The sequence below is a fragment of the Herbaspirillum lusitanum genome, from assembly GCF_026127345.1.
In the GTDB taxonomy this organism is placed as follows: Bacteria; Pseudomonadota; Gammaproteobacteria; order Burkholderiales; family Burkholderiaceae_D; genus Herbaspirillum; species Herbaspirillum lusitanum.
Genome location: NZ_QXFG01000008.1, coordinates 495,387 through 516,519, shown reverse-complemented (window position 1 = coordinate 516,519; position 21,133 = coordinate 495,387). Strand labels below are relative to the sequence as shown.

14 protein-coding genes are annotated in these 21,133 nt (G+C 61.9%); 7 read left to right on the top strand and 7 right to left on the bottom strand.

The genetic code is table 11. From position 1 onward, the window contains the following. Positions 1-165: 165 nt before the first annotated feature. Both DXT88_RS10815 and cphA read left to right on the top strand, forming a co-directional pair. The gene (locus tag DXT88_RS10815; protein ID WP_265213307.1) at positions 166-2,364 is read left to right on the top strand and encodes a cyanophycin synthetase; all 2,199 of its coding nucleotides are present in this window, start codon (positions 166-168) and stop codon (positions 2,362-2,364) included. Between the two features lie 83 nt (positions 2,365-2,447). Next, positions 2,448-5,018 carry a cyanophycin synthetase gene (gene cphA, locus DXT88_RS10810; protein ID WP_265213306.1) on the top strand — a complete coding sequence of 857 codons (2,571 nt, stop codon included), beginning with the start codon at positions 2,448-2,450 and terminating at the stop codon, positions 5,016-5,018. 111 nt (positions 5,019-5,129) lie between these two features. Here the strand turns inward: cphA and def are convergent, their stop codons facing one another. The 7 genes from def to DXT88_RS10775 form a co-directional block, all read right to left on the bottom strand. Further along, positions 5,130-5,666 carry a peptide deformylase gene (def, locus tag DXT88_RS10805; protein WP_265213305.1) on the bottom strand — a complete coding sequence of 179 codons (537 nt, stop codon included), beginning with the start codon at positions 5,664-5,666 and terminating at the stop codon, positions 5,130-5,132. Positions 5,667-5,691: 25 nt separating this feature from the next. Further along, positions 5,692-6,579, bottom strand: a complete 888-nt coding sequence (gene galU / locus DXT88_RS10800) for a UTP--glucose-1-phosphate uridylyltransferase GalU (RefSeq protein ID WP_265213304.1) — start codon at positions 6,577-6,579, stop codon at positions 5,692-5,694. A gap of 90 nt (positions 6,580-6,669) precedes the next feature. Then, positions 6,670-8,763, bottom strand: a complete 2,094-nt coding sequence (gene ligA / locus DXT88_RS10795; protein WP_265213303.1) for an NAD-dependent DNA ligase LigA — start codon at positions 8,761-8,763, stop codon at positions 6,670-6,672. Between the two features lie 31 nt (positions 8,764-8,794). Then, positions 8,795-10,168 carry a cell division protein ZipA C-terminal FtsZ-binding domain-containing protein gene (locus DXT88_RS10790; RefSeq protein ID WP_265213302.1) on the bottom strand — a complete coding sequence of 458 codons (1,374 nt, stop codon included), beginning with the start codon at positions 10,166-10,168 and terminating at the stop codon, positions 8,795-8,797. After that, positions 10,165-10,338, bottom strand: a complete 174-nt coding sequence (locus tag DXT88_RS10785) for a hypothetical protein (RefSeq protein WP_265213301.1) — start codon at positions 10,336-10,338, stop codon at positions 10,165-10,167. Before DXT88_RS10785 ends, DXT88_RS10790 begins: the two co-directional genes overlap by 4 nt. 286 nt (positions 10,339-10,624) lie before the next feature. Continuing rightward, positions 10,625-14,152 carry a chromosome segregation protein SMC gene (gene smc, locus DXT88_RS10780; protein ID WP_265213299.1) on the bottom strand — a complete coding sequence of 1,176 codons (3,528 nt, stop codon included), beginning with the start codon at positions 14,150-14,152 and terminating at the stop codon, positions 10,625-10,627. 217 nt (positions 14,153-14,369) lie between these two features. Beyond that, complete coding sequence (locus DXT88_RS10775) at positions 14,370-16,151, bottom strand: methyl-accepting chemotaxis protein (RefSeq protein WP_265213297.1); 1,782 nt, start codon at positions 16,149-16,151, stop codon at positions 14,370-14,372. 223 nt (positions 16,152-16,374) lie between these two features. Between DXT88_RS10775 and dapC the strand changes: the two genes are divergently transcribed. The 5 genes from dapC to prmB all read left to right on the top strand — a co-directional run bounded on the left by dapC (position 16,375) and on the right by prmB (position 21,109). Then, positions 16,375-17,583, top strand: a complete 1,209-nt coding sequence (dapC, locus tag DXT88_RS10770; protein WP_265213296.1) for a succinyldiaminopimelate transaminase — start codon at positions 16,375-16,377, stop codon at positions 17,581-17,583. A 106-nt stretch (positions 17,584-17,689) separates the two neighbouring features. After that, positions 17,690-18,526: a 2,3,4,5-tetrahydropyridine-2,6-dicarboxylate N-succinyltransferase gene (gene dapD, locus DXT88_RS10765; RefSeq protein WP_016832612.1), complete on the top strand. Its 837-nt coding sequence runs from the start codon at positions 17,690-17,692 to the stop codon at positions 18,524-18,526. A 122-nt stretch (positions 18,527-18,648) separates the two neighbouring features. Next, on the top strand, positions 18,649-19,011 hold the full coding sequence (locus DXT88_RS10760) for an ArsC family reductase (protein ID WP_016832613.1): 363 nt from the start codon (positions 18,649-18,651) through the stop codon (positions 19,009-19,011). A gap of 15 nt (positions 19,012-19,026) precedes the next feature. Further along, positions 19,027-20,154, top strand: coding sequence for a succinyl-diaminopimelate desuccinylase (gene dapE, locus DXT88_RS10755; protein ID WP_265213294.1), 1,128 nt, complete (start codon positions 19,027-19,029; stop codon positions 20,152-20,154). A 61-nt stretch (positions 20,155-20,215) separates the two neighbouring features. After that, positions 20,216-21,109, top strand: coding sequence for a 50S ribosomal protein L3 N(5)-glutamine methyltransferase (gene prmB, locus DXT88_RS10750; protein ID WP_016832615.1), 894 nt, complete (start codon positions 20,216-20,218; stop codon positions 21,107-21,109). The last annotated feature ends 24 nt before the right edge of the window (positions 21,110-21,133 follow it).

Here is a 21,133-nt window from a genome sequence, read left to right as displayed (position 1 = left end):
GGAACGAAGTATAAGAAAATCCTGCAAAAACAGTCGCAGGCCGATGGTAGCGCTCGCATTTTGTTGATACGGAAGTAAACCAATCGGCGCTTAATGCGTTATTCATTCTTGAATCATGCCTGGATCGACAGAACGCACAACGCTTAGCGGCACAACTGCTTACTCATGAAAAATATAGAATTTCTCCGTATCCTCCCGTTGCACGGCCCCAATATCTGGACCTATCGCCCTGCGCTGGAGGTCTGGATCGACATCGGAGAACTGGAAGATTTTCCGTCGAACATCATTCCCGGCTTCAATGAACGCCTGACCGGCTGGCTGCCTTCGCTGGTCGAACACCGCTGCAGCTACGGCGAGCGCGGCGGTTTCCTGCAGCGCCTGAAAGAAGGCACCTGGCCCGGCCACATCATGGAACACGTCACGCTCGAGCTGCAAAATCTGGCCGGCCTGCCCGGCGGTTTCGGCAAGGCACGTGAAACATCCACGCGCGGCGTCTACAAAGTCGTCGTCCGCGCTCGTCACGAACAAGTCACACGCGCCGCCCTCTACGCCGGTCGCGACCTGGTCATGGCCGCGATCGAAGACAAGCCTTTCGACGTCGATGCGACCATCGAAAAACTGCGCGACATGGTCGATTCTCTGTGTCTCGGCCCCAGCACCGCCTGTATCGTGGACGCCGCCGACGAGCGCCGCATCCCGTCGATCCGCCTGTCGGAAGGCAACCTGGTCCAGCTCGGCCACGGCTGCAAGCAGCGCCGCATCTGGACCGCAGAGACCGACCAGACCAGCGCCATCGCCGAAAGCATCTCGCGCGACAAGGACCTGACCAAGACACTGCTGCAATCCTGCGGCGTCGCCATTCCGGAAGGCCGCATCGTCGACAGCCCGGCCGATGCCTGGGAAGCCGCCGAAGACATCGGCCTGCCGGTGGTCGTCAAGCCGTCCGACGCCAACCACGGCCGCGGCGTCTTCATCGACCTGAACACCCAAGCTGAAGTTGAAACCGCCTATAAAGCCGCGCTCGAAGAAGGCAGCAGCGTGCTGGTCGAACGCTTCATCCGCGGCAACGAACATCGCCTGCTGATCGTCGGCGGCAAGCTGGCCGCCGCCGCACGCGGCGAACCGATCTTCGTCGTCGGCGACGGCGTCTCGACCATTTCGCAACTGATCGACGTGGTCAACATGGATCCGCGCCGCGGCGACCTGGAAGAACACCCCCTGAATCCGGTCATTCTCGACCGCGAGCCGGCAGCCCGGCTTGAACTGGAACGCCAGGGCCTGAGCGCAGATTCCGTACCGCCAAACGGCAAAAAGGTTTTGTTGCTCCGCAATGGCAACGTTGCCATCGACGTCACCGACCAGGTTCACCCCAGCGTCGCCGCGACGGCAGCGCTGGCGGCGCGCGTGGTCGGGCTCGACATCGCCGGCGTCGACCTGGTGGCCGAAGACATTTCCCGTCCGCTCGACGAGCAGCGCGCCGCCATCGTTGAGGTCAACGCCGGCCCCGGCCTGCTGATGCACCTGAAACCCTCCGAAGGAAAGCCGCGCCCGGTCGGCCAGGCCATCGTCGAACACCTGTTCAAGCCGGAAGACACAGGCCGCATCCCTATCGTCGGCATCACCGGCACCCACGGCAAGACCACCATCGCCCGCCTGGTCGCACGCATCATCGACCTCAGCGGCAAGCATGTCGGCCTGGCTTGCGGCGACGGCCTGTACCTCGGCCAGCGCCTTGTCGAAAAAGGCAATCGCGCCAACTGGGGCGCCGCACATCGCGTGTTGCTCAACCGCGCCGTCGAAGCCGCCGTGTTTGAAAACGGCAGCGTCTCGATTCTCTCCGAAGGCCTCGCCTACGACCGCTGCCAGGTCGGCGTGGTCACCAACATCGATCCGGCCGACAGCCTGCCCGAGTACTACATCGACAACGCCGAGCAACTGGCCACCAAGGTCAAGCGCACCCAGGTCGACGTCGTGCTGCCGAACGGCGTCGCCGTGCTCAATGCCGAAGATCCGCTGGTCGCCGACATGGCCGGCCTGTGCGACGGCGAAGTGATTTTCTTTGCAGTCGACAGCCAGGCGCCGGTCATGACCGAACACCTGAAGCAAGGCAAGCGCGGCGTCTTCGTCCGCAACGGCGACGTCATCCAGGCCACCGGCGACAAGGAAGTCCGCGTCAGCACCGTGACCGCAATCCCGATTACCGGCGGCGGCGCCGTCGGCTTCCAGATCGAGAACGTGCTGGCTGCAGTCGCTGCAACCTGGGCTCTGGGCATCACGGCCGACCTGATCCGCGCGGGCATCGAATTGTTCGGCACCGAGCAGGCGGAAGAGCAAGGCAAGAAACGCAAGGCGCAGACGGCCTGAGGCGCAGCTTTTCAAAGCAGACCAAAGCAAGGCCGGACTCCGGTCAAGAAACTTAAAACAGATACATTCAGGAAGACTTGTTGATGGACGTTTCACGTATTCGCGTACTGCGCGGCCCTAACCTCTGGAGCAGGCACACTGCGATCGAAGCCATCGTCTCGTGCCCCGAGGTCGAGCGCGCCATCGAAGGCATGCCCGGTTTTGAAGTGCGCCTGCGCGCGCGCTTCCCGCACATCGGCTTCCTGCAACCGGCCGGCGAAGTCAAGGCCGTCTCCATGGCGCATGCGCTGCAAGCCGCCGCGCTGGGCCTGCAATCCCAGGCAGGTTGCCCGGTTACCTTCAGCCGCACCGTACCCACCGTTGAAGCGGGCGTGTATCAGGTCATCGTGGAATACAGCGAAGAAGCCGTCGGCCGCCTCGCCTTCGAGCTGGCTCAGGAACTGTGCAACGCCGCCCTCGACGACAAGCCCTTCGATCTGGCCGATGCCTTGGCGCGCCTGCGCGAACTGGACGAAGACGTGCGTCTCGGCCCCAGCACCGGCTCCATCGTCGCCGCTGCAGTCAAGCGCGGCATCCCTTTCCGTCGCCTGACCGACGGCAGCATGGTGCAATTCGGCTGGGGCAGCCGCCAGAAACGCATCCAGGCCGCCGAGACCAGCAATACCAGCGCCATCGCCGAATCGATCGCGCAGGACAAGGAACTGACCAAGATGCTGCTCAACGCCGCCGGCGTGCCGGTGCCGAACGGGCGCGTGGTGGAAACAGTCGAGGACGCCTGGGCCGCGGCACAGGAAATCGCCGCGCCGGTCGTCATCAAGCCGCGTGACGGCAATCAGGGCAAAGGCGTCGCCGTCAACATCAGCAGCCGCGAACAAATCGTCGCCGCCTTCAACGCCGCCGTCAAAATCAGCGATGAAATCATCGTCGAACGCTACCTGCCCGGCCACGACTACCGCCTGCTGGTGATCGGCAAGACGTTGGTCGCTGCGGCCCGTCGCGATCCGCCGCAAGTCATCGGCGATGGCGTACACACCATTCGCCAACTGGTCGACACGGTCAACAGCGATCCGCTGCGCGGCGACGGTCACGCGACTTCTCTGACCAAGATCCGTTTCGACGACATCGCGCTGGCGACGCTGTCCAAGCAAAACTACGACGCCGAATCAATCCCGCCGCAAGGCGCCCGCATCGTCCTGCGCAACAACGCCAACCTGTCCACCGGCGGCACCGCCACCGACGTCACTGACGACGTCCATCCGGAACTGGCCGCGCGCGCAGTGGCTGCGGCGCAGATGGTCGGTCTTGACATCTGCGGCGTCGACATCGTCTGCAACAGCGTGCACGCGCCGCTGGAAGAGCAGGAAGGCGGTATCGTCGAAGTCAACGCCGCTCCCGGTCTGCGTATGCACCTTAGCCCTTCTTACGGCAAGGGCCGCGCAGTCGGCGACGCCATCATCTCGACCATGTTCGCCGATGGCGACGATGCGCGCATCCCGCTCGTTGCAGTGGCAGGCACCAACGGCAAAACCACGACCGTGCGCCTGATCACGCACCTGCTGGCGCAAAAGGGCCTGCGCGTCGGCATGACCAACACCGATGGCGTCTACATCGACAATCAACGCACCGACACCGGCGACTGCAGCGGTCCGCGCAGCGCCCGCAACGTGCTGTTCCACCCCGACGTCGATGCTGCCGTGCTGGAAACCGCACGTGGCGGCGTGCTGCGCGAAGGCCTCGGCTTCGACCGCTGCAACGTTGCCGTGGTGACCAACATCGGCATGGGCGACCATCTCGGCCTCAGCTACATCAGCACGGTCGAAGACCTGGCCGTGGTCAAACGCGTGATTGTTGAGAACGTCGCGCCGACCGGCTACGCAGTGCTCAACGCCGCCGACGCCATGGTGTCGAGCATGGCGCCATCCTGCCCCGGCGCAGTGATCTTCTTTGCGCTTGATCCGACCCATCCGATCATGGCGACGCATCGCGCCCAAGGCCATCGCGTGGTCTTCCGCGACGGCGACGACATCGTGGCGGCGCAAGGCGATCGGGAAATCCACCTGGCGCTCAAGGATATTCCGCTGACCCGCAATGGCGGCATCGGCTTCCAGGTGGAAAACACCATGGCCTCAGTCGGTGCAGCATGGGCCCTGAGTCTTGACTGGGACATCGTGCGCGCAGGCTTGCGCACCTTCATCAGCGACGTCGGCACCGCGCCGGGCCGCTTCAACCTGTTCGACTATCGCGGCGCCACCGTGATCGCCGACTACGGTCACAATCCGGACGCCATCAACGCGCTGGTCAAGGCCGTGGAAAGCATTCCCGCCAAGCGTCGCTCGGTGGTCATCAGCGGCGCCGGCGACCGCCGCGACATCGACATCCGCCAGCAAACCGAAATCCTCGGCGACGCCTTCGACGAAGTCGTGCTGTACCAGGATCAATGCCAGCGCGGACGCGCCGACGGCGAAGTGCTGGCGCTGTTGCGCCAGGGCCTGACCAATGCGCGCCGCACGACGGTGACGAAGGAAGTCTTTGGTGAATTTCTTGCCATCGATACGGCGCTGGCGTCGCTCAAGGACGGCGATCTGTGCCTGATCCTGATCGACCAGATCGAAGAAGCGCTGGCGCATATCGGCAAGCGCGTCGCGGAAGGCTGAACCGCTCCTCCCAGCTTGCGGTAACCCGCCATGAAAAATCGCGTATGAAGTCAGGCTTCATACGCGATTTTCTTTTGGTCCGGCTTGATCGATTTGATCGATTTGGTCGAGTCAATCGTCGTCGTTCGGATCCAGTTCGGGAAACAGGATTTCGGTGAAGCCGAAGCGCGTGAAATCCTTGATCCGCATCGGATACAGCACGCCGATCAGGTGATCGCATTCATGCTGCACCACGCGCGCGTGAAAACCGTCGACAGTGCGATCAATGCGATTGCCCTTTTCGTCCATGCCTTCATAGCGCAAGCGACTCCAGCGCGGCACCACCCCGCGCAGACCCGGCACCGACAAGCATCCCTCCCAACCCTCCTCCTGTTCGTCGCTCAACGGCGTCAGGGTCGGATTGATCAGCACGGTTTCCGGTACTTCGGGTGCATCGGGGTAGCGCTGGTTCTTCTTGAAACCGAAAATCACCAGTTGCAGGTTGACCCCGATTTGCGGCGCCGCCAGGCCTGCGCCGTTGACGGCGCGCATGGTTTCGAACATGTCGGCGATCAGCGTATCCATCTCCGGCGTGCCGAATTGCTGCACCGGCTCAGCCTGGCGCAGCAGGCGCGGATCGCCCATTTTCAGAATTTCACGAATAGCCATGTCGGTCCTCTTGCCCTGTCCTGGCTCAGGCGTTCACGCCAAGTTGCTTCAGGTACTCGGTAAATGCCGCACCGGTCTCCGGATGCTTCATGCCCATCGCGACCGTCGCCTTGAGATAACCGAGCTTGGAGCCGCAATCGTAGCGCTGGCCTTCGTAGCGATACGCCAGCACGGTTTGCGCGTGCATCAGCGCGGCGATGCCGTCGGTCAGCTGGATCTCGCCCCCGGCGCCCTTGCCGATGGTTTCGAGGTACTCGAAAATACGGTTATTCAGCACGTAGCGACCGACCACCGCCAGCGTCGACGGCGCCACATCCGGCGCCGGCTTTTCGACGATGCCGTTGACCCGCTCCAGGTTGGGCTGGTACGCGGTGGCGCTGACGATGCCGTATTGCTTGGTGTCGCTGCGCGGCACGTCCTGCACGGCCAGCAGGCTCAGTCCCTCGCGCTCGTAGACTTCGGTCATCTGCGCCATGACCGGCTTCTGGCCCGGACCGACGTCCATGAAATCGTCCGCCAGCAGCACGGCGAAAGGCTCGTCGCCGACCACCGGACGTGCACACAGCACCGCGTGTCCCAGGCCGAGCGGCGCGGATTGACGGATGAAGATGCAGGTGACGTTTTTTGGAATCACGTTCTGGACGATGTCCAGCAATTGCTGCTTGCCGGCGGCTTCCAGTTCTGCTTCGAGTTCGTAGGCCTTGTCGAAATGGTCTTCGATGGCGCGCTTGTTGCGGCCGGTGATGAACACCATCTCGGTGATGCCCGCCGCGACCGCTTCTTCCACCGCGTAATGGATCAGCGGCTTGTCGACGATGGGCAGCATTTCCTTCGGCTGCGCCTTGGTGGCAGGCAGGAAGCGGCTGCCCAGGCCGGCGACAGGAAATACGGCTTTCTTGATTCTCTTGCTCATTGCAACTCCCGATAACATATTGAGTGTATTCACGTGGCGCCGGACGCCGGACCCATGATGCATGGCGTCATTATCGTCCAGTATCGCCGATTATTCTGCGGCGGGCGTTTCCGGAACGTTTGCCGTACTGTCTTCCGGACCGGTTTTGATCAGCGCCTGCAAGCCTTCTTCGTCGAGGATGGCGATGCCGAGTTCTTCGGCCTTGGTCAGTTTGCTGCCGGCGTCGGCGCCGGCCACCACGTAACCGGTCTTTTTGGACACTGAGCCGCTGACCTTGCCGCCGGCCGCTTCGATCATCTGCGCCGCCTCGTCGCGCGTGAGCGTGGGCAAGGTGCCGGTCAGGACGAAGGTCTTGCCGGCCAGCGTCTTGGCCTGGATCTCGATGCCTGCACCTTCGCTCCAATGGATGCCGGCTGCGCGCAGCTGATTCACCAGTTCGACGTTCAGACCGTCGGAGAAAAAACTGACGATGGAGCGCGCCACCACCGGACCGACATCGGCCACTTCCAGCAGTTGTTCCTCGTTCGCCGCCAGCACCGCATCCATGTTGCCGAAGTGGCGCGCCAGTTCCTTCGCAGTCGCTTCACCGACGTGACGGATGCCGAGGCTGTAGATAAAACGCGCCAGCGTGGTCGACTTGGATTTTTCCAATGCATCGAGCACGTTCTGCGCCGACTTCTCGGCCATGCGATCGAGTTCGGCCAGCGCCGTCAGGCCAAGCCGATACAAATCAGCCGCCGTGGTGATGATGTTCTTGTCGACCAGTTGCTCGATCAGTTGATCGCCCAGGCCTTCGACATCCATCGCGCGGCGCGAGGCGAAATGCTGCAGGCCGCCCTTGCGTTGCGCCGAGCATTTGACCCAGCCGCCGGAACAGCGTGCAATCGCTTCGTCCTCAAGACGGATGATTTCGGAGCCGCATACCGGACAAGTCTTCGGCATGTCGAATGGTTTTGCATCGGCCGGCCGCGACTCAGGCACGTAAGCGACTACCTCCGGGATCACGTCGCCGGCGCGGCGCACGATCACGGTGTCGCCGATCTGGATATCCTTGCGGCGCACTTCATCTTCGTTGTGCAATGTCGCGTTGGTAACGGTCACGCCGCCGACGAACACCGGCGCCAGTCGCGCAACGGGTGTGATGGCGCCGGTGCGGCCGACCTGCACTTCGATGCCTTGCACCACGGTCAGCGCTTCCTGCGCCGGGAATTTATGCGCCAGCGCAAAACGCGGCGCACGCGACACGAAACCGAGTTGCTGCTGCTGGTCGAGACGATCCACCTTGTAGACCACGCCGTCGATTTCGTAGGGCAGCTCGGCGCGCTTGGCGCCGATGCCGTGGTAGAACTTCAGCAAACCTTCGGCGCCCTGCACCACCGCGCGTTCCTTGCAGACCGGCAGGCCCAGTTCGGAATACCAGTCGAGCAGCGCCGAGTGCGACGGCGGCATGGAGACGCCTTCCAGCACGCCGATGCCGTAGGCAAAGAAGCGCAAGGTGCGCTGCGCGGTGATCTTCGAGTCGAGCTGGCGCAGGCTGCCGGCTGCGGCATTGCGCGGGTTGGCGAACTCCTTCTGGCCGGCGTCGCGCTGGCGCTGGTTGAGGCGGGCGAAATCGTTCTTGTACATCAGCACTTCGCCGCGTACTTCCAGAACCTGTGGCGCCGTGTCGCCATGCAGGCGCAAGGGAATCGCGCGCACGGTGCGGATATTGGCCGTGACGTTTTCACCGGTAGTACCGTCGCCGCGCGTGGCGGCGCCGACCAGCACACCGTTTTCATAGCGCAGGCTGATGGCCAGACCATCGAACTTCAGTTCGGTGGCGTAAGCAATCTCGGTCTCGGAAGACAGGCCGTCCTTGACGCGCTTGTCGAAGGCAACGATGTCTTCATCGTCGAAGCCGTTGCCCAGCGACAGCATCGGGATCGCGTGACGCACCTGCTCGAATTGCGGCAACGGTGCACCGCCGACCCGCCGGGTGGGCGAGTCGCTGGTAGCCAGTTCGGGATGTTCGAGCTCCAACCCCTGCAGCTCGTGGAACAGCTTGTCGTATTCGGCGTCGGGGATGCTGGGATTGTCGAGGACGTAGTAGGCGTGGTTGTGACGGTTCAACGCCGCCTTGAGCCAAGCCGCCCGCGTACGCCAGTCGCCTGGCGCTGCGGGTGCTGAATGTGAATCTGGGTGCATGGTAGGAGCGCTCAAAAAGTAGCGCGCAAGCTTAACTGAAGAGGCGCATCGCGCGCTTGGAGCCGGCCGGGATTTCTGCCGATTCCATGGCGCTGTAGAACGCGCCGACCTGCTCGGCGATATCGCTCAGCGCAGCATCCGACAGCAACTGGTCGCTGTCGTCAACCACGGTGCCGCCCAGACGCATGGCCAGCGAGCGCGCGCAGGCGATCATGGCGCCGTAGCCGTCGCGAGCCGGGCCGACGCGCGGCACGTCCAGCAACAGCGTGAGTCGATCGGTGGTTTCCGCCGCGCCGGTGACGTTGGTCGACATCGAGAACAACACTTCGCCCTCGCCGTCCTGCATCACCAGATGACCGTCGGTGCGACGATCGAAACCCTGGCGGGTCAATGCCGCAAGCAAGGTGGTGACGTTCCACGGCGCGCCATTGGAGCGCACGTTGACGCCCAGCTGGACGTCGTGATCCATGACGAATTGGTGCAGCGCTTGCGCCGTTTTCATCACATCGATCATGTCGGGGATTTCGGGCTCGGCGCCGATCGCGTCGGTGAACTCGCGCAGACGCACGATCAGTTCGGAATATTCAAGTTCGTTGAGCCCGTTATTGCGATTGGCCAGTTGCACACCGGCCAGCAAGGCATTGTAGGAACTGCCGTGGCCAATCGGCTCCCATTCGCCTTCTGTCGTGCGACCGACGAAATTCACGGTCTTGTTGCCGACGTGGCGCAGGTTCTGCACGCCGGGCAACAGCTTTTCGCCACGCACGGCAACTTCCAGCGCGATCGGGATGATGCAGTCCACCAGCTCGTCGACCGGCAATTCGCGCTGCGGCGCTGCGAGCGATTGTCCCGCTTGTCCCGCTTGCTCGCCGGCAAACATCTCGGTGTCGTTGAGCGTGGCTTCGACGTGGCTCAGGTCGGTGTTGAGGTTATCTACGTTCAGCGGATCGGCCAGATAGTCGTCATGGCTGTCGAGCGGCGTATCGATCGACAGGTAGGGTTCGACCGGCGTATCGAGATCGGCTTCGGTCACCGGCGGCGTGATCGGCTGCTGCTCAGGCGCCGGCATTTGCGGCCGACGTTCCGGCATCTGGTAAAGCTCGGGCTCGACGCGGTCATCGTCGTCGTACATCGACAGCGGCGACTTGGCAGCGGGCGCAGACTGGACAGGAGCAGTCTGGAACGACTGCCGCGCGGCTGCGGCCGGCGTACTCTCGGCAGTCGGTTTGGTCGGGGAAAGCGGTGGCGTCGTGCTGTCGGCGTTCATCAGCACATCGTCGTGATCCGACGAAAACGCGCGCTCGACGGTCTTGCGCGTCTTGTGCTCCTGCCATTTATTGTAGGAAATCACGCCCACGACGATCACGCCGCCGATGACGATCAGGCTGGTCTGGAGGTCTGTCATGCCGAATGCACCCTGGAATTTTTCTTGGAAGCGAGGCGCGCTGCGGCATAACCGGCGCCGGCCTTCACTACGGTGGTTGAGAGAGTCGCAGCTGCTGCAGCCGCTGCGACCTTGCCCTGGCGGGCGGCGCGACGGACATCAACTGTGTTCAGTTCGATAAAACGGGTCATAACTGGTCTTTGTGGATTCCTGAGAGTCGGCGGAACACGTCGTTCAATTGCTTCCTGAAACCATTCGTACAGCAGCAAAAGTACGCCGGGTCCGCCATTACCGTCTTGTTATTCTTTGTCTGGATCGCTTTGCAGCAGCAGCGCTGAAGTCCCGCTAAAGCCCTTGTATGACAAGCTGTTCAGGGTAGTGTTCCCCCTTTGGCTTGTCAAGCTGTCCGGCCGCTGAAAAACGGCGCATCAGCGCCGAAATTCGCAGCTAGCGCGCGGCATGCAAAAACCAGACGGCCTAAGCCGCCTGCACCTCCGACGTGAAGTTGGCCGCCGCTTCCATGTCGACCGCCACGATGCGCGACACGCCCTGCTCCTGCATGGTCACGCCGATCAGTTGGTTGGCCATTTCCATCGCGATCTTGTTATGCGAAATGAACAGGAATTGGGTGTTCGACGACATGCGCTTGACCATATTGCAGAAGCGCTCGGTGTTGGCATCGTCGAGCGGCGCATCCACTTCGTCCAGCAGGCAGAACGGCGCCGGATTCAGCTGGAACATCGAGAACACCAGCGCAGTCGCGGTCAGCGCCTTCTCACCGCCGGACAACAGGTGAATCGTGGCGTTCTTCTTGCCGGGCGGTTGCGCCATGACTTGCACGCCGGAATCGAGGATCTCGTCGCCGGTCATGGTCAGCTTGGCCTGGCCGCCGCCGAACAGGATCGGGAACAGTTCGGCAAAGTGGCCGTTGACCTTGTCGAAAGTGTCCTGCAGCAAGCCGCGGGTTTCGATATCGATCTTGTGGATGGCGTCTTGCAACGTGGTGATCGCTTCGTTGAGATCGACGTATTGCGCATCGAGGAAATTCTTGCGCTCGGAGGCGGTCGCCAGCTCGTCCAACGCCGCCAGATTGACCGCGCCCAAGGCGGCAATCGCGTTGGTCAGGCGAGTCACTTCGCCTTGCAGGTAGGGAGGACGCATGTCGTCGGTAAGCTTTTCAGCCAGCGCCGCTTCGTCGGCCTGGGTGTTGGCCAGCGCTTCGGTGAACTGCTCCTGGTTCAGGCGCGCAGCCTGTTCCTTCAGCTGCAGCTCGGTGATGCGGTCGCGCTGCGGCTGCAAGCTGCGTTCGGCTTGCAAGCGCGCTTCTTCGTGATGGCGCAGCTGTTGCGACAACTGATCGAGTTCGTGACGAGCGTCGGCCAGCGCGCGCTCCTGGTCGGTGCGCTTGTCCAGCAACGATTGCAAGCCGGCTTGCGCGGCCTGATCGTCGAGGCTTTCCAGTTCCAGGCTGCCCTGTTGCATGCTGGCAAACAATTGCGCGGCTTGTTCCAGCGCGGTGGCGATGCTGCGCTTGAGCTCGTCGATCTTGTTGCGTTGCGACTTCTCGGAGAACTCGGCCTCCTGGGCGGCGCGCTCCAGTTCACGCAAGCGCAGGCGTGCGTCGTTGAGCTGCTGTTCCTTGCTCAGGTAATCGGTCTGGCCGTTTTCATGCGACTCTTGCAGTTCGGCCAGCTCGATGTCGAGCTGCTCGAACTTGGCTTCGGATTCGGCCTTGATCTGCTGCTGTTCGACTTCCTGCATTTCGATTTCGGCGAGGTCGGCGACGATCTGGGTGCTGCGCTGGTTGAAGCGCTCCTGCACTTCCGACAGCTTCATCACTTCGATCTGCAGGCTGTGCACCGCCTGGGTCAGGCCGGCCACGCGCTGGCGCAGCTCCTGCAGGCGTTGGGTGGCGCCGGTCATGGCGGCATCGGCGCGTACCGCACGCGACTTGGCTTCTTCTGCCAGCATGTATTGGGCGCGCTGCTGCTTGGTCAGGTTTTCGATTTCCTGCTGGCGCGCCAGCATGCCGTCCTGCTCCGAATCAGAGGCATAGAAACGCACGCTCGACTGGCTCACCACGTGGCCTTGCTTGGTCACGAAGAAGGCGCCGGCGGGCAGCTTGCTGCGATCGACGAACGCGCTGGCGGTGTCGTCGGCGATAAAGACGTTATGCAACCAGTCCTGCATCAGCGTGCGCAAACCCGGATCGTTGAGTTGCAGCAGGTTGATGAAAGGCTTCAGGCCGTTCGGCGCCGGTTCGGCGGGAGCAGCCGTCGGATTCGGCGCGAACAGCGCCAGCTTGGCCGGCGGCGCGTCGTTGAAGAAGGCCTTGGCCCAGTCCAGGTTCGACACTTCCAGCGCCGACATGCGCTCACGCAGCACCGATTCCAGCGAGGTTTCCCAACCGGCGTCGATATGCAGTTTCTGCCACAGGCGCGGCAGGTTGGCCAGTTCATGTTTTTCCAGCCACGGCTGCACCTTGCCTTGGGTCTGCACGCTTTCCTGCAATTGCTTGAGCGCCGACTGGCGCGCTTCCAGTTGCGCCAGCTCGGAGGTTTCCTTGCTGACCAGTTCCTGCGCGGTGCGGCGCTCTTCTTCCAGCTTCGGCTGCTGTTCCTGCGCCTCTTCGAGGTACATGGAAGCTTCTTCCAGCGAGGCCTGTTTTTCTTCCAGCTGCAACTTGAGGTTGGACAAGTGCGCGTCGTCAGGCATGTTCAGGCCGCTCTTTTCCTGCGCCAGGCGTTCACGGCGCACGGCCAGGCCGGCCAGGATGTTGGAGGCGTTGCGCTGATGCGCGGACTCCAGTTCGATCTGCTGCTGGATCTGCATGATCTTGCCGCGCGACTCGGTGGTCTTGAGTTGCGCTTCGCGCCATGCCTGCTCCAGCGTCGGCACCTTGTCGTTGCCGTCTTGCACGGCTTGCTGCGCCTGCTCGACGCGCATGCCTTGCTCTTCAAGCTGGATCTCGGCTTCGGCCAGGTCGTCCTGGTGCTGCGTGCCCTGGCGCTGCCATTGGTCGCGTTGCGCAGTGAGCGAATTGAGTTGCGATTGCAGGCGGTTGCGCGATTCGATGACGAACTTGATCTGCGCTTCCAGGCTGCCGATTTCGGAATTGGTCTGGTACAGATGGCCTTGCGCCGTATGCAAGCGATCGCCGGCGCCGTAATGGGCCTGGCGCATGTGTTCCAGCTCGGTTTCGACGTGGCGCAGCTTGGCGGTCTGTTCTTCCAGATCGATTTGCGCGCGTTCGATTTCGCGGAAGAATTTTTCCTGCTCGGCCTTGGCTTCGTTCTTGCGCAGCAGCCAGAGCAGCTTTTGCTTCTCTTCCTGATCGCCGGTGAGTTCGTTGAACTTCTTGGCCACCGCAGCCTGCGCTTCCAGCTTTTCGAGATTGGTGTTGAGCTCGCGCAGGATGTCTTCCAGGCGGGTCAGGTTTTCGCGCGTGTCGTGCAGACGATTTTCGGTTTCGCGCCGACGTTCCTTGTACTTCGATACGCCGGCGGCTTCTTCGAGGAAGATGCGCAGCTCTTCGGGACGCGCTTCGATGATGCGCGAAATCATGCCCTGGCCGATGATCGCGTAAGCACGCGGGCCGAGGCCGGTGCCGAGGAAGATGTCCTGGATGTCGCGGCGGCGCACCGCCTGGTTGTTGATGTAGTACGACGAGGTGCCGTCGCGCGTGAGCGTGCGCTTGACGGCGATTTCGGCGTATTGGCCCCATTGGCCGGCAGCCTTGCCCATCGCGTTGTCGAACACCAGTTCGACGGAAGCGCGCCCGGCCGGCTTGCGGTTGGTGGAACCGTTGAAAATGACGTCCTGCATGGACTCGCCGCGCAGCTCAGAAGCTTTCGATTCGCCCAGCACCCAGCGCACGGCGTCAATGATGTTGGATTTGCCGCAACCGTTGGGGCCCACCACGCCCACCAGCTGTCCCGGCACCTGGAAATTCATCGGATCGACGAAAGACTTGAATCCTGACAATTTAATGGAATTTAAGCGCACGTTATCTACAATTTCACAGAGTTTGACGGAGGCAGGCAAATTTGCCCGCAATAGCCCGGTATCATAACATTCCGAGAGGGAAAACCGCTCATTTCGCGGCCTGCAAGACGAATCGCCGCTGCTGCATCCAAGCTCTTAAAAACAAACGGCCTGTCCGATTGCCCGGACAAACCGTTTGTTGCGGCGACCTGAAGCCAGGCATCAAGCGCGCGACGTCTTAAAACGTCTCCCAATCGCCGTCATCCGTCGGGGAAGAACCGGGCGACGACTTGGCTGGCGCGGACTTCGGCGCGGACTTCGGCGCGGCCGGCAGACGAGCGGCCGCAGCCGCAGGTTTGCGCGCCGATGCTGCAGATGCGGTCTTCGGCACTACCCTGTTGGCAACGGCAGGTCCAGGTGCAGTTGTAGCAGCAGCCCGGCGAACAACCGGCGCCGCCGCCACAGCAGCAGTCCCTTCCGCCTGGAAGAACGCGACCGCATCCTTCAGGCGGCGCGCCTGCTCTTCCAGCGAACCGGCCGCAGCAGCCGCCTGCTCCACCAGAGCCGCGTTCTGCTGCGTGGCCTGATCCATTTGCGTAATCGCCAGATTGACCTGGCCGATGCCGCTGCTTTGCTCTTCGGTCGCAGAAGAAATTTCGCCCATGATGTCGGTCACGCGCTGCACCGCAGTGACCACTTCACCCATGGTCTGGCCGGCGCGCTGGACCAGTTCCGAACCGCTGTCGACGCGTGTGACGGAATCGTCGATCAACTGTTTGATTTCCTTGGCGGCCTGCGCGCTGCGCTGCGCCAGGCTGCGCACTTCGGAAGCCACCACCGCGAAGCCGCGGCCCTGTTCGCCGGCGCGCGCGGCTTCCACCGCGGCATTCAAGGCGAGGATGTTGGTCTGGAAAGCGATACCGTCGATCACGCCGATGATGTCCGCGATCTTGCGCGAGCTTTCCGTGATGCCTTGCATGGTGTCGACCACTTGCCCCACCACGTCGCCGCCGCGGCGCGCGATGTCGGACGCCGTGCTGGCCAGCTGGCCGGCCTGGCGCGCATTGTCGGCGTTCTGTTTCACGGTCGAGGTGAGCTCTTCCATGCTGGATGCGGTCTCTTCCAGCGACGCCGCTTGTTGCTCGGTGCGCGACGACAGATCCATGTTGCCGGCGGCGATTTCCTTGGCGCCGGTGTCGATGGAGTCGGTGCCGGCGCGAATGCCGCCGATCACCGACGACAATCGCTCGCGCATCACGCTCATTTCATACAGCAGGCTGGTCTTGTCTCCCGCCCGCGTTTTGATTGCCATGGTCAGGTCGCCGGAGGCAATGCGCGACGCCACGCCGACTGCATACGCCGGCTCACCGCCGAGGCTGCGCGTGATGTTGCGGATGATCGCCAGCATCATCGCCGACACCGCAACGCCGATCACGACCAGGATGCCGGCCAGCTTCAGCAAGTTCTTGTAGAAATCGCTTTCGACGTCATTGAGGAATACGCCCGACACCAGCAGCCAGTCCCAGGGTTGGTAATAGATCAGATAGCTGACCTTCTGCGTGCGATTGGTATCGTCGGCGCCCGGCAGGCGTCCCATGTAATTGACGTAGCCGCGCTGCTGCGCCTTGCCGACCTTGACCATTTCGACGTAATACAGCTTGCCGTCGCTGTCCTTGCGGTCGCCGACGTTCTTGCCGACCACGCTCTTGTTGGTCGGGTGCATCAGCACCACCGGTTTGGAATCGAAGACGAAGATGTAGTTGTCGTTGTCGTAACGCATCGCGGCGATGCGTTCCAGCGCCTGCTTCTGGGCGTCTGCCAGCGAGGTCTTGCCGGCGGCCACTTCGGCCGCGTAACTCTTGAGAATGCCTTCAGCAGTTTCGACGACGCGCTTGAGTCCCGCCTCGCGTTCGTTGATCATGTTTTGCCGAGTATTGAGCGCCGACCACGCCGCCAGCACCAGCAGGCCAATCCACATGACGACCAGCGCCAGCAGGAGTTTCGCCTTCAATGTTTTCATACTTGCAACTCCGTTCGTTCCAGATTTGGGGGAGATTTATTCTTGGACTGCGAACGATAACTTACTTTGCAGCAAGCACATCTTGCGAACAGCGTGGTTTCCCGGCTGCGATTGTTCAATTTGCTGCATTGCGGCGACGCTGCTTCCCCTGCCCATCTTCCCCGCAACAATCAGTATAATGTCGGCCTACCCCACCCTCGCTACGCGCCGCCGTGAATCCATTGTGAATCCATTACTCGACAAGCTGCAGCCTTACCCCTTCGAAAAACTGAAGAACCTGTTTTCCGACGTCACGCCCAATCCCGACTATCGCCACATCAGCCTGGGCATCGGCGAACCCAAGCATCCGACGCCGGCGTTCATCAAGCAAGCCTTGACCGACAACCTGGCCGGACTGGCGACCTATCCCACCACGGTCGGCTCCGAAGCGCTGCGCAGCGCCATCGCCGGCTGGCTGGAACGCCGCTACGGTTTGCCGAAAATCGATCCGGCCACCCAGGTGCTGCCAGTCAACGGATCGCGCGAAGCGCTGTTCTCGCTGACGCAAACGGTGGTCGACCCATCGCAAAAAGATGCGCTGGTGATTTGCCCCAATCCGTTCTATCAAATCTACGAAGGCTCGGCCTACTTGTCAGGCGCGCAACCTTATTTCGTCAATTCCGATCCGGCGCGCAATTTCGCGCCCGATTTCAGCCAGGTGCCGGACGATATCTGGCCGCGCGTCAAGCTGCTGTTCCTGTGCTCTCCGGGCAATCCGACCGGCGCCGTGCTGTCGCTGGATGACTGGAAGAAACTGTTCGAACTCTCCGACCGCTACGGCTTCGTGATCGCCTCCGATGAATGCTATTCGGAAATCTATTTCAAGGAAGAAGCCCCGTTGGGCGGCCTCGAAGCGGCGCACAAGCTGGGCCGCGGCTACGATCGCCTGATCGCCTTCTCGAGCCTGTCGAAGCGCTCCAACGTGCCCGGCATGCGTTCGGGCTTCGTGGCCGGCGATGCCGCGATCCTGAAGAAATTCCTGCTGTACCGCACCTATCATGGCGGCGCCATGAGTCCATCCATCCAGAACGCCTCGATTGCCGCCTGGAACGATGAGACCCACGTGCAGGAAAACCGCGCCAAATACATCAAGAAATTCGGCCAGGTGACGCCGCTGTTGCAGGAAGTGCTGGACGTATCCCTGCCGGATGCCGGCTTTTACCTATGGGCCAAGGTCGATAAACTGACCTCGATCAGCGACACCGAATACGCCAAGCGCCTCTATGCCGAATATAATGTCACGGTATTGCCCGGCAGTTACCTGGCGCGCGAAGCCAACGGCGTCAATCCGGGCCAGCAGCGCATCCGCATGGCGCTGGTCGCCGAAGTGGAAGAATGCCTGGAAGCGGCGCAACGCATTGTCGCTTTCACACGCAAACTGGCGGCCGCATAAGATTTTCCAGCACCTCTGCCATCCCGGGCGCGGTTCCCATTGAGCACCTCAGCATCAAGGAAACCACCGCCCGGTTTTTATTCATTTTCAACCTAGATAAAACAAGATGACTCAATCCATCCAGCAAATCATCGATCAGGCGTGGGAAGACCGCGCCAGCCTGTCGCCGAAGACCGCACCGGCCGATATCCGCAACGCCGTGGCGGAAGTCATCGCCGGCCTGAACGCAGGCACATTGCGCGTGGCGGATCGCCAAAGCGTCGGCCAATGGCAAGTCAACCAATGGGTCAAGAAAGCCATCCTGCTGTCGTTCCGCCTGGAAGACAACGTCCCGGTCGGCTCCGGCATTCCCGGTTATCCGCAGTTCTACGACAAGGTCCCGACCAAGTTCGCCAACTACACCGCTGAAGATTTCGCCAAGGGCGGTTTCCGCGTGGTGCCGCCGGCAGTTGCCCGCCACGGCTCCTTCATCGGCAAGAACGTCGTGCTGATGCCGTCCTACGTCAACATCGGCGCTTACGTCGATGAAGGCGCGATGGTCGACACATGGGCCACCGTCGGTTCCGCCGCGCAAATCGGCAAGAACGTCCACCTGTCCGGCGGCGTCGGCATCGGCGGCGTGCTCGAGCCGGTGCAAGCCGGTCCGGTCATCATCGAAGACAACTGCTTCATCGGCGCCCGTTCGGAAGTCGTTGAAGGCGTGATCATCGAAGAAAACTCGGTGCTGTCGATGGGCGTGTATATCGGCCAGTCGACCAAGATCTACGATCGTGAAACCGGCGAAGTGCATTACGGCCGCGTCCCGGCCGGCTCCGTCGTGGTCCCGGGCAACCTGCCGTCGAAGGATGGCAAGTACAGCCTGTACGCCGCCATCATCGTCAAGAAGGTCGATGCACAAACCCGTTCGAAGACCTCGATCAACGAACTGCTGCGCGGCGCCTGATCAGCATCACGGCGCCACGAATTGCCGGCGCGTGCCGGCAATGTCGTTTGCAGCAAACCAAGAGATATGGCCGGCATGCATGACGCCGGCCTTCACTTTTTGTAAAACAGGATGTTGATTTCATGAGCAAGCAAGTCACTCTCTACGGTATCCCCAACTGCGACACGGTCAAGAAGGCGCGCACCTGGCTCGACGCCAACGGCATCGCGTACACCTTCCACGATTTCAAGAAGGCAGGCCTGGATGCCGGTCTGGTGAAAACCTGGCTCAAGGATATTCCCTGGGACACGCTGGTCAATCGCAAAGGCACGACCTGGCGCGGCCTGTCCGACGAACGCAAGGCGAGCATCACCGACAACGCCAGCGCCACGGCACTGATCGTCGAGCTGCCGTCCATCGTCAAGCGTCCGGTGCTGCAAACCGGTGAAGCGCCCACGCACGTCGGTTTTACCGCAGACCTTTATCAACAGATTTTCAAGAACTGATTTCAAGAATTCACCATGAGCAAAACCCTTGCCCTGACCCAGGAACTGATCGCCCTCTCCTCCGTAACACCGGAAGACAAAGGCTGCCAGGCACGCCTGGCTGAACTGCTGGCGCCGCTCGGCTTCGTTTGCGAAACGATCCAGTCCGGCGACGTCACCAATCTATGGGCGCGCAAGGGCACCGCGCAGCCGCTGCTGGCATTTGCGGGGCACACCGACGTGGTGCCGACCGGCCCGGTCGACAAGTGGCAATCGCCGCCGTTCGTGCCGACACAACGCGACGGCAAGCTGTTCGGGCGCGGCGCGTCCGACATGAAGACCTCGATTGCAGCGATGGTTGTCGCCGTGGAAGAATTCGTCGCCGCGCACCCCGACCACAAGGGCTCGATCGGCTTCCTGATCACCAGCGATGAAGAAGGACCGGCCACCGACGGCACCGTGATCGTCTGCAACCAACTGAAGGCGCGCGGCGAACAGCTCGATTACTGCATCGTCGGCGAACCGACGTCGGCCAAACAGCTGGGCGACATGATCAAGAACGGCCGCCGCGGCACCATGTCCGGCAAGCTTACGGTCAAGGGCATCCAGGGCCACATCGCCTATCCGCAACTGGCGAAGAATCCTATCCACCTGGCGGCGCCGGCACTGGCCGAACTCGTCGCCGAGAAATGGGACGACGGCAACGAATACTACCTGCCGACCTCGTGGCAGATGTCGAACATCCACGGCGGTACCGGCGCGTCGAACGTGATTCCGGGCGATGTCGTGATCGACTTCAACTTCCGTTTCTCAACAGCCAGCACGGTCGATGGCCTGCAACAACGCGTGCATGCGATCCTCGACAAGCACGGCTTTGACTACGACCTGAAATGGACCGTTGGCGGCCTGCCGTTCCTGACGCCGCGCGGCAACCTGAGCGACGCGTTGGCCTCGGCAATCAAGGCCGAGACCGGCCTCGACACCGAACTGTCGACCACCGGCGGCACCTCCGACGGACGCTTCATCGCGCAGATCTGTCCGCAGGTGATCGAGTTCGGACCGCCCAACGACAGCATTCACAAGATCGACGAATACATCGAAGTGCGCTACATCGATCCGCTGAAGAACATCTATCGCCGCACCATGGAAAACCTGTTGCTGTAGTCCCGCAGCGGACTCAACCAGCCGGACCCCATTCATTATGTACAGACCGAGAATATCGATCATGACGCCAAACAATTTTGCCACCGTGCGCGACATCCTGCGCTACGCCATCACCAGCTTCAATACCGAGAAGCTGTTCTTCGGCCACGGCACCAACAACGCCTTCGATGAAGCCGCCTACCTGATCCTGCATACGCTGAAACTACCGCTGGACCAGCTTGAGCCCTTCCTCGACGCGCGCCTGCTGCAAGGCGAGATCGACAATCTGCTGCGCGTGATCATGCGCCGCACCGAAGATCGCGTGCCGGCCGCCTACATCACCAATGAAGCCTGGCTGGGCGGCTATCGCTTTTTCGTCGATGAACGCGTGATCGTGCCGCGTTCGTTCATTGCCGAACTGATTCCTGAGCATTTCTCGCCGTGGGTGCAGGATCCTGCCCAAGTCGAAAACATCCTCGACCTGTGCACCGGTTCCGGCTGCCTGCCGATCCTGCTGGCCGATGCCTTCCCGCAGGCGCGCGTGGAAGCTGTCGACATTTCGCCGGAAGCGCTGCAAGTGGCGCGCCGCAACGTCGACGACTACGAGCTGGGCGATCGCATCAACCTGGTCGAGTCCGATCTTTACACCAAACTGCCGGCGCGCAAGTACGACCTGATCATCAGCAATCCGCCGTACGTCAATGCCGACTCGATGAGCAAGTTGCCGCAGGAATACCTGCAGGAGCCGCAAATCGCGCTGGCAGGCGGCAAGGACGGCATGGATCTGGTGCGCAAGATCGTCAAGGGCGCCGCACAACGCCTGACGCCGAACGGCGTACTGATCGTCGAGATCGGCAACGAACGCGCCTACGCCGAAGCCGCCTTCCCCGACCTGGAACTGACCTGGGTGACGACCAGCGCCGGCGACGACATGGTGTTCCTGGTGACGGCTGATCAATTGCAGCACCTCGCCTGATTTCTTGCGTCGCTTCAAGTTTTG

Excerpts from the sequence above, each read along its gene's own strand:
- prmB (WP_016832615.1), top strand. The coding sequence starts at position 20,216 with ATGACGCCAAACAATTTTGCCACCGTGCGCGACATCCTGCGCTACGCC.
- galU (WP_265213304.1), bottom strand. The coding sequence starts at position 6,579 with ATGAGCAAGAGAATCAAGAAAGCCGTATTTCCTGTCGCCGGCCTGGGC.
- dapE (WP_265213294.1), top strand. The coding sequence starts at position 19,027 with ATGAGCAAAACCCTTGCCCTGACCCAGGAACTGATCGCCCTCTCCTCC.
- DXT88_RS10760 (WP_016832613.1), top strand. The coding sequence starts at position 18,649 with ATGAGCAAGCAAGTCACTCTCTACGGTATCCCCAACTGCGACACGGTC.
- dapD (WP_016832612.1), top strand. The coding sequence starts at position 17,690 with ATGACTCAATCCATCCAGCAAATCATCGATCAGGCGTGGGAAGACCGC.
- def (WP_265213305.1), bottom strand. The coding sequence starts at position 5,666 with ATGGCTATTCGTGAAATTCTGAAAATGGGCGATCCGCGCCTGCTGCGC.
- DXT88_RS10775 (WP_265213297.1), bottom strand. The coding sequence starts at position 16,151 with ATGAAAACATTGAAGGCGAAACTCCTGCTGGCGCTGGTCGTCATGTGG.
- DXT88_RS10815 (WP_265213307.1), top strand. The coding sequence starts at position 166 with ATGAAAAATATAGAATTTCTCCGTATCCTCCCGTTGCACGGCCCCAAT.
- DXT88_RS10790 (WP_265213302.1), bottom strand. The coding sequence starts at position 10,168 with ATGACAGACCTCCAGACCAGCCTGATCGTCATCGGCGGCGTGATCGTC.
- DXT88_RS10785 (WP_265213301.1), bottom strand. The coding sequence starts at position 10,338 with ATGACCCGTTTTATCGAACTGAACACAGTTGATGTCCGTCGCGCCGCC.
- cphA (WP_265213306.1), top strand. The coding sequence starts at position 2,448 with ATGGACGTTTCACGTATTCGCGTACTGCGCGGCCCTAACCTCTGGAGC.
- ligA (WP_265213303.1), bottom strand. The coding sequence starts at position 8,763 with ATGCACCCAGATTCACATTCAGCACCCGCAGCGCCAGGCGACTGGCGT.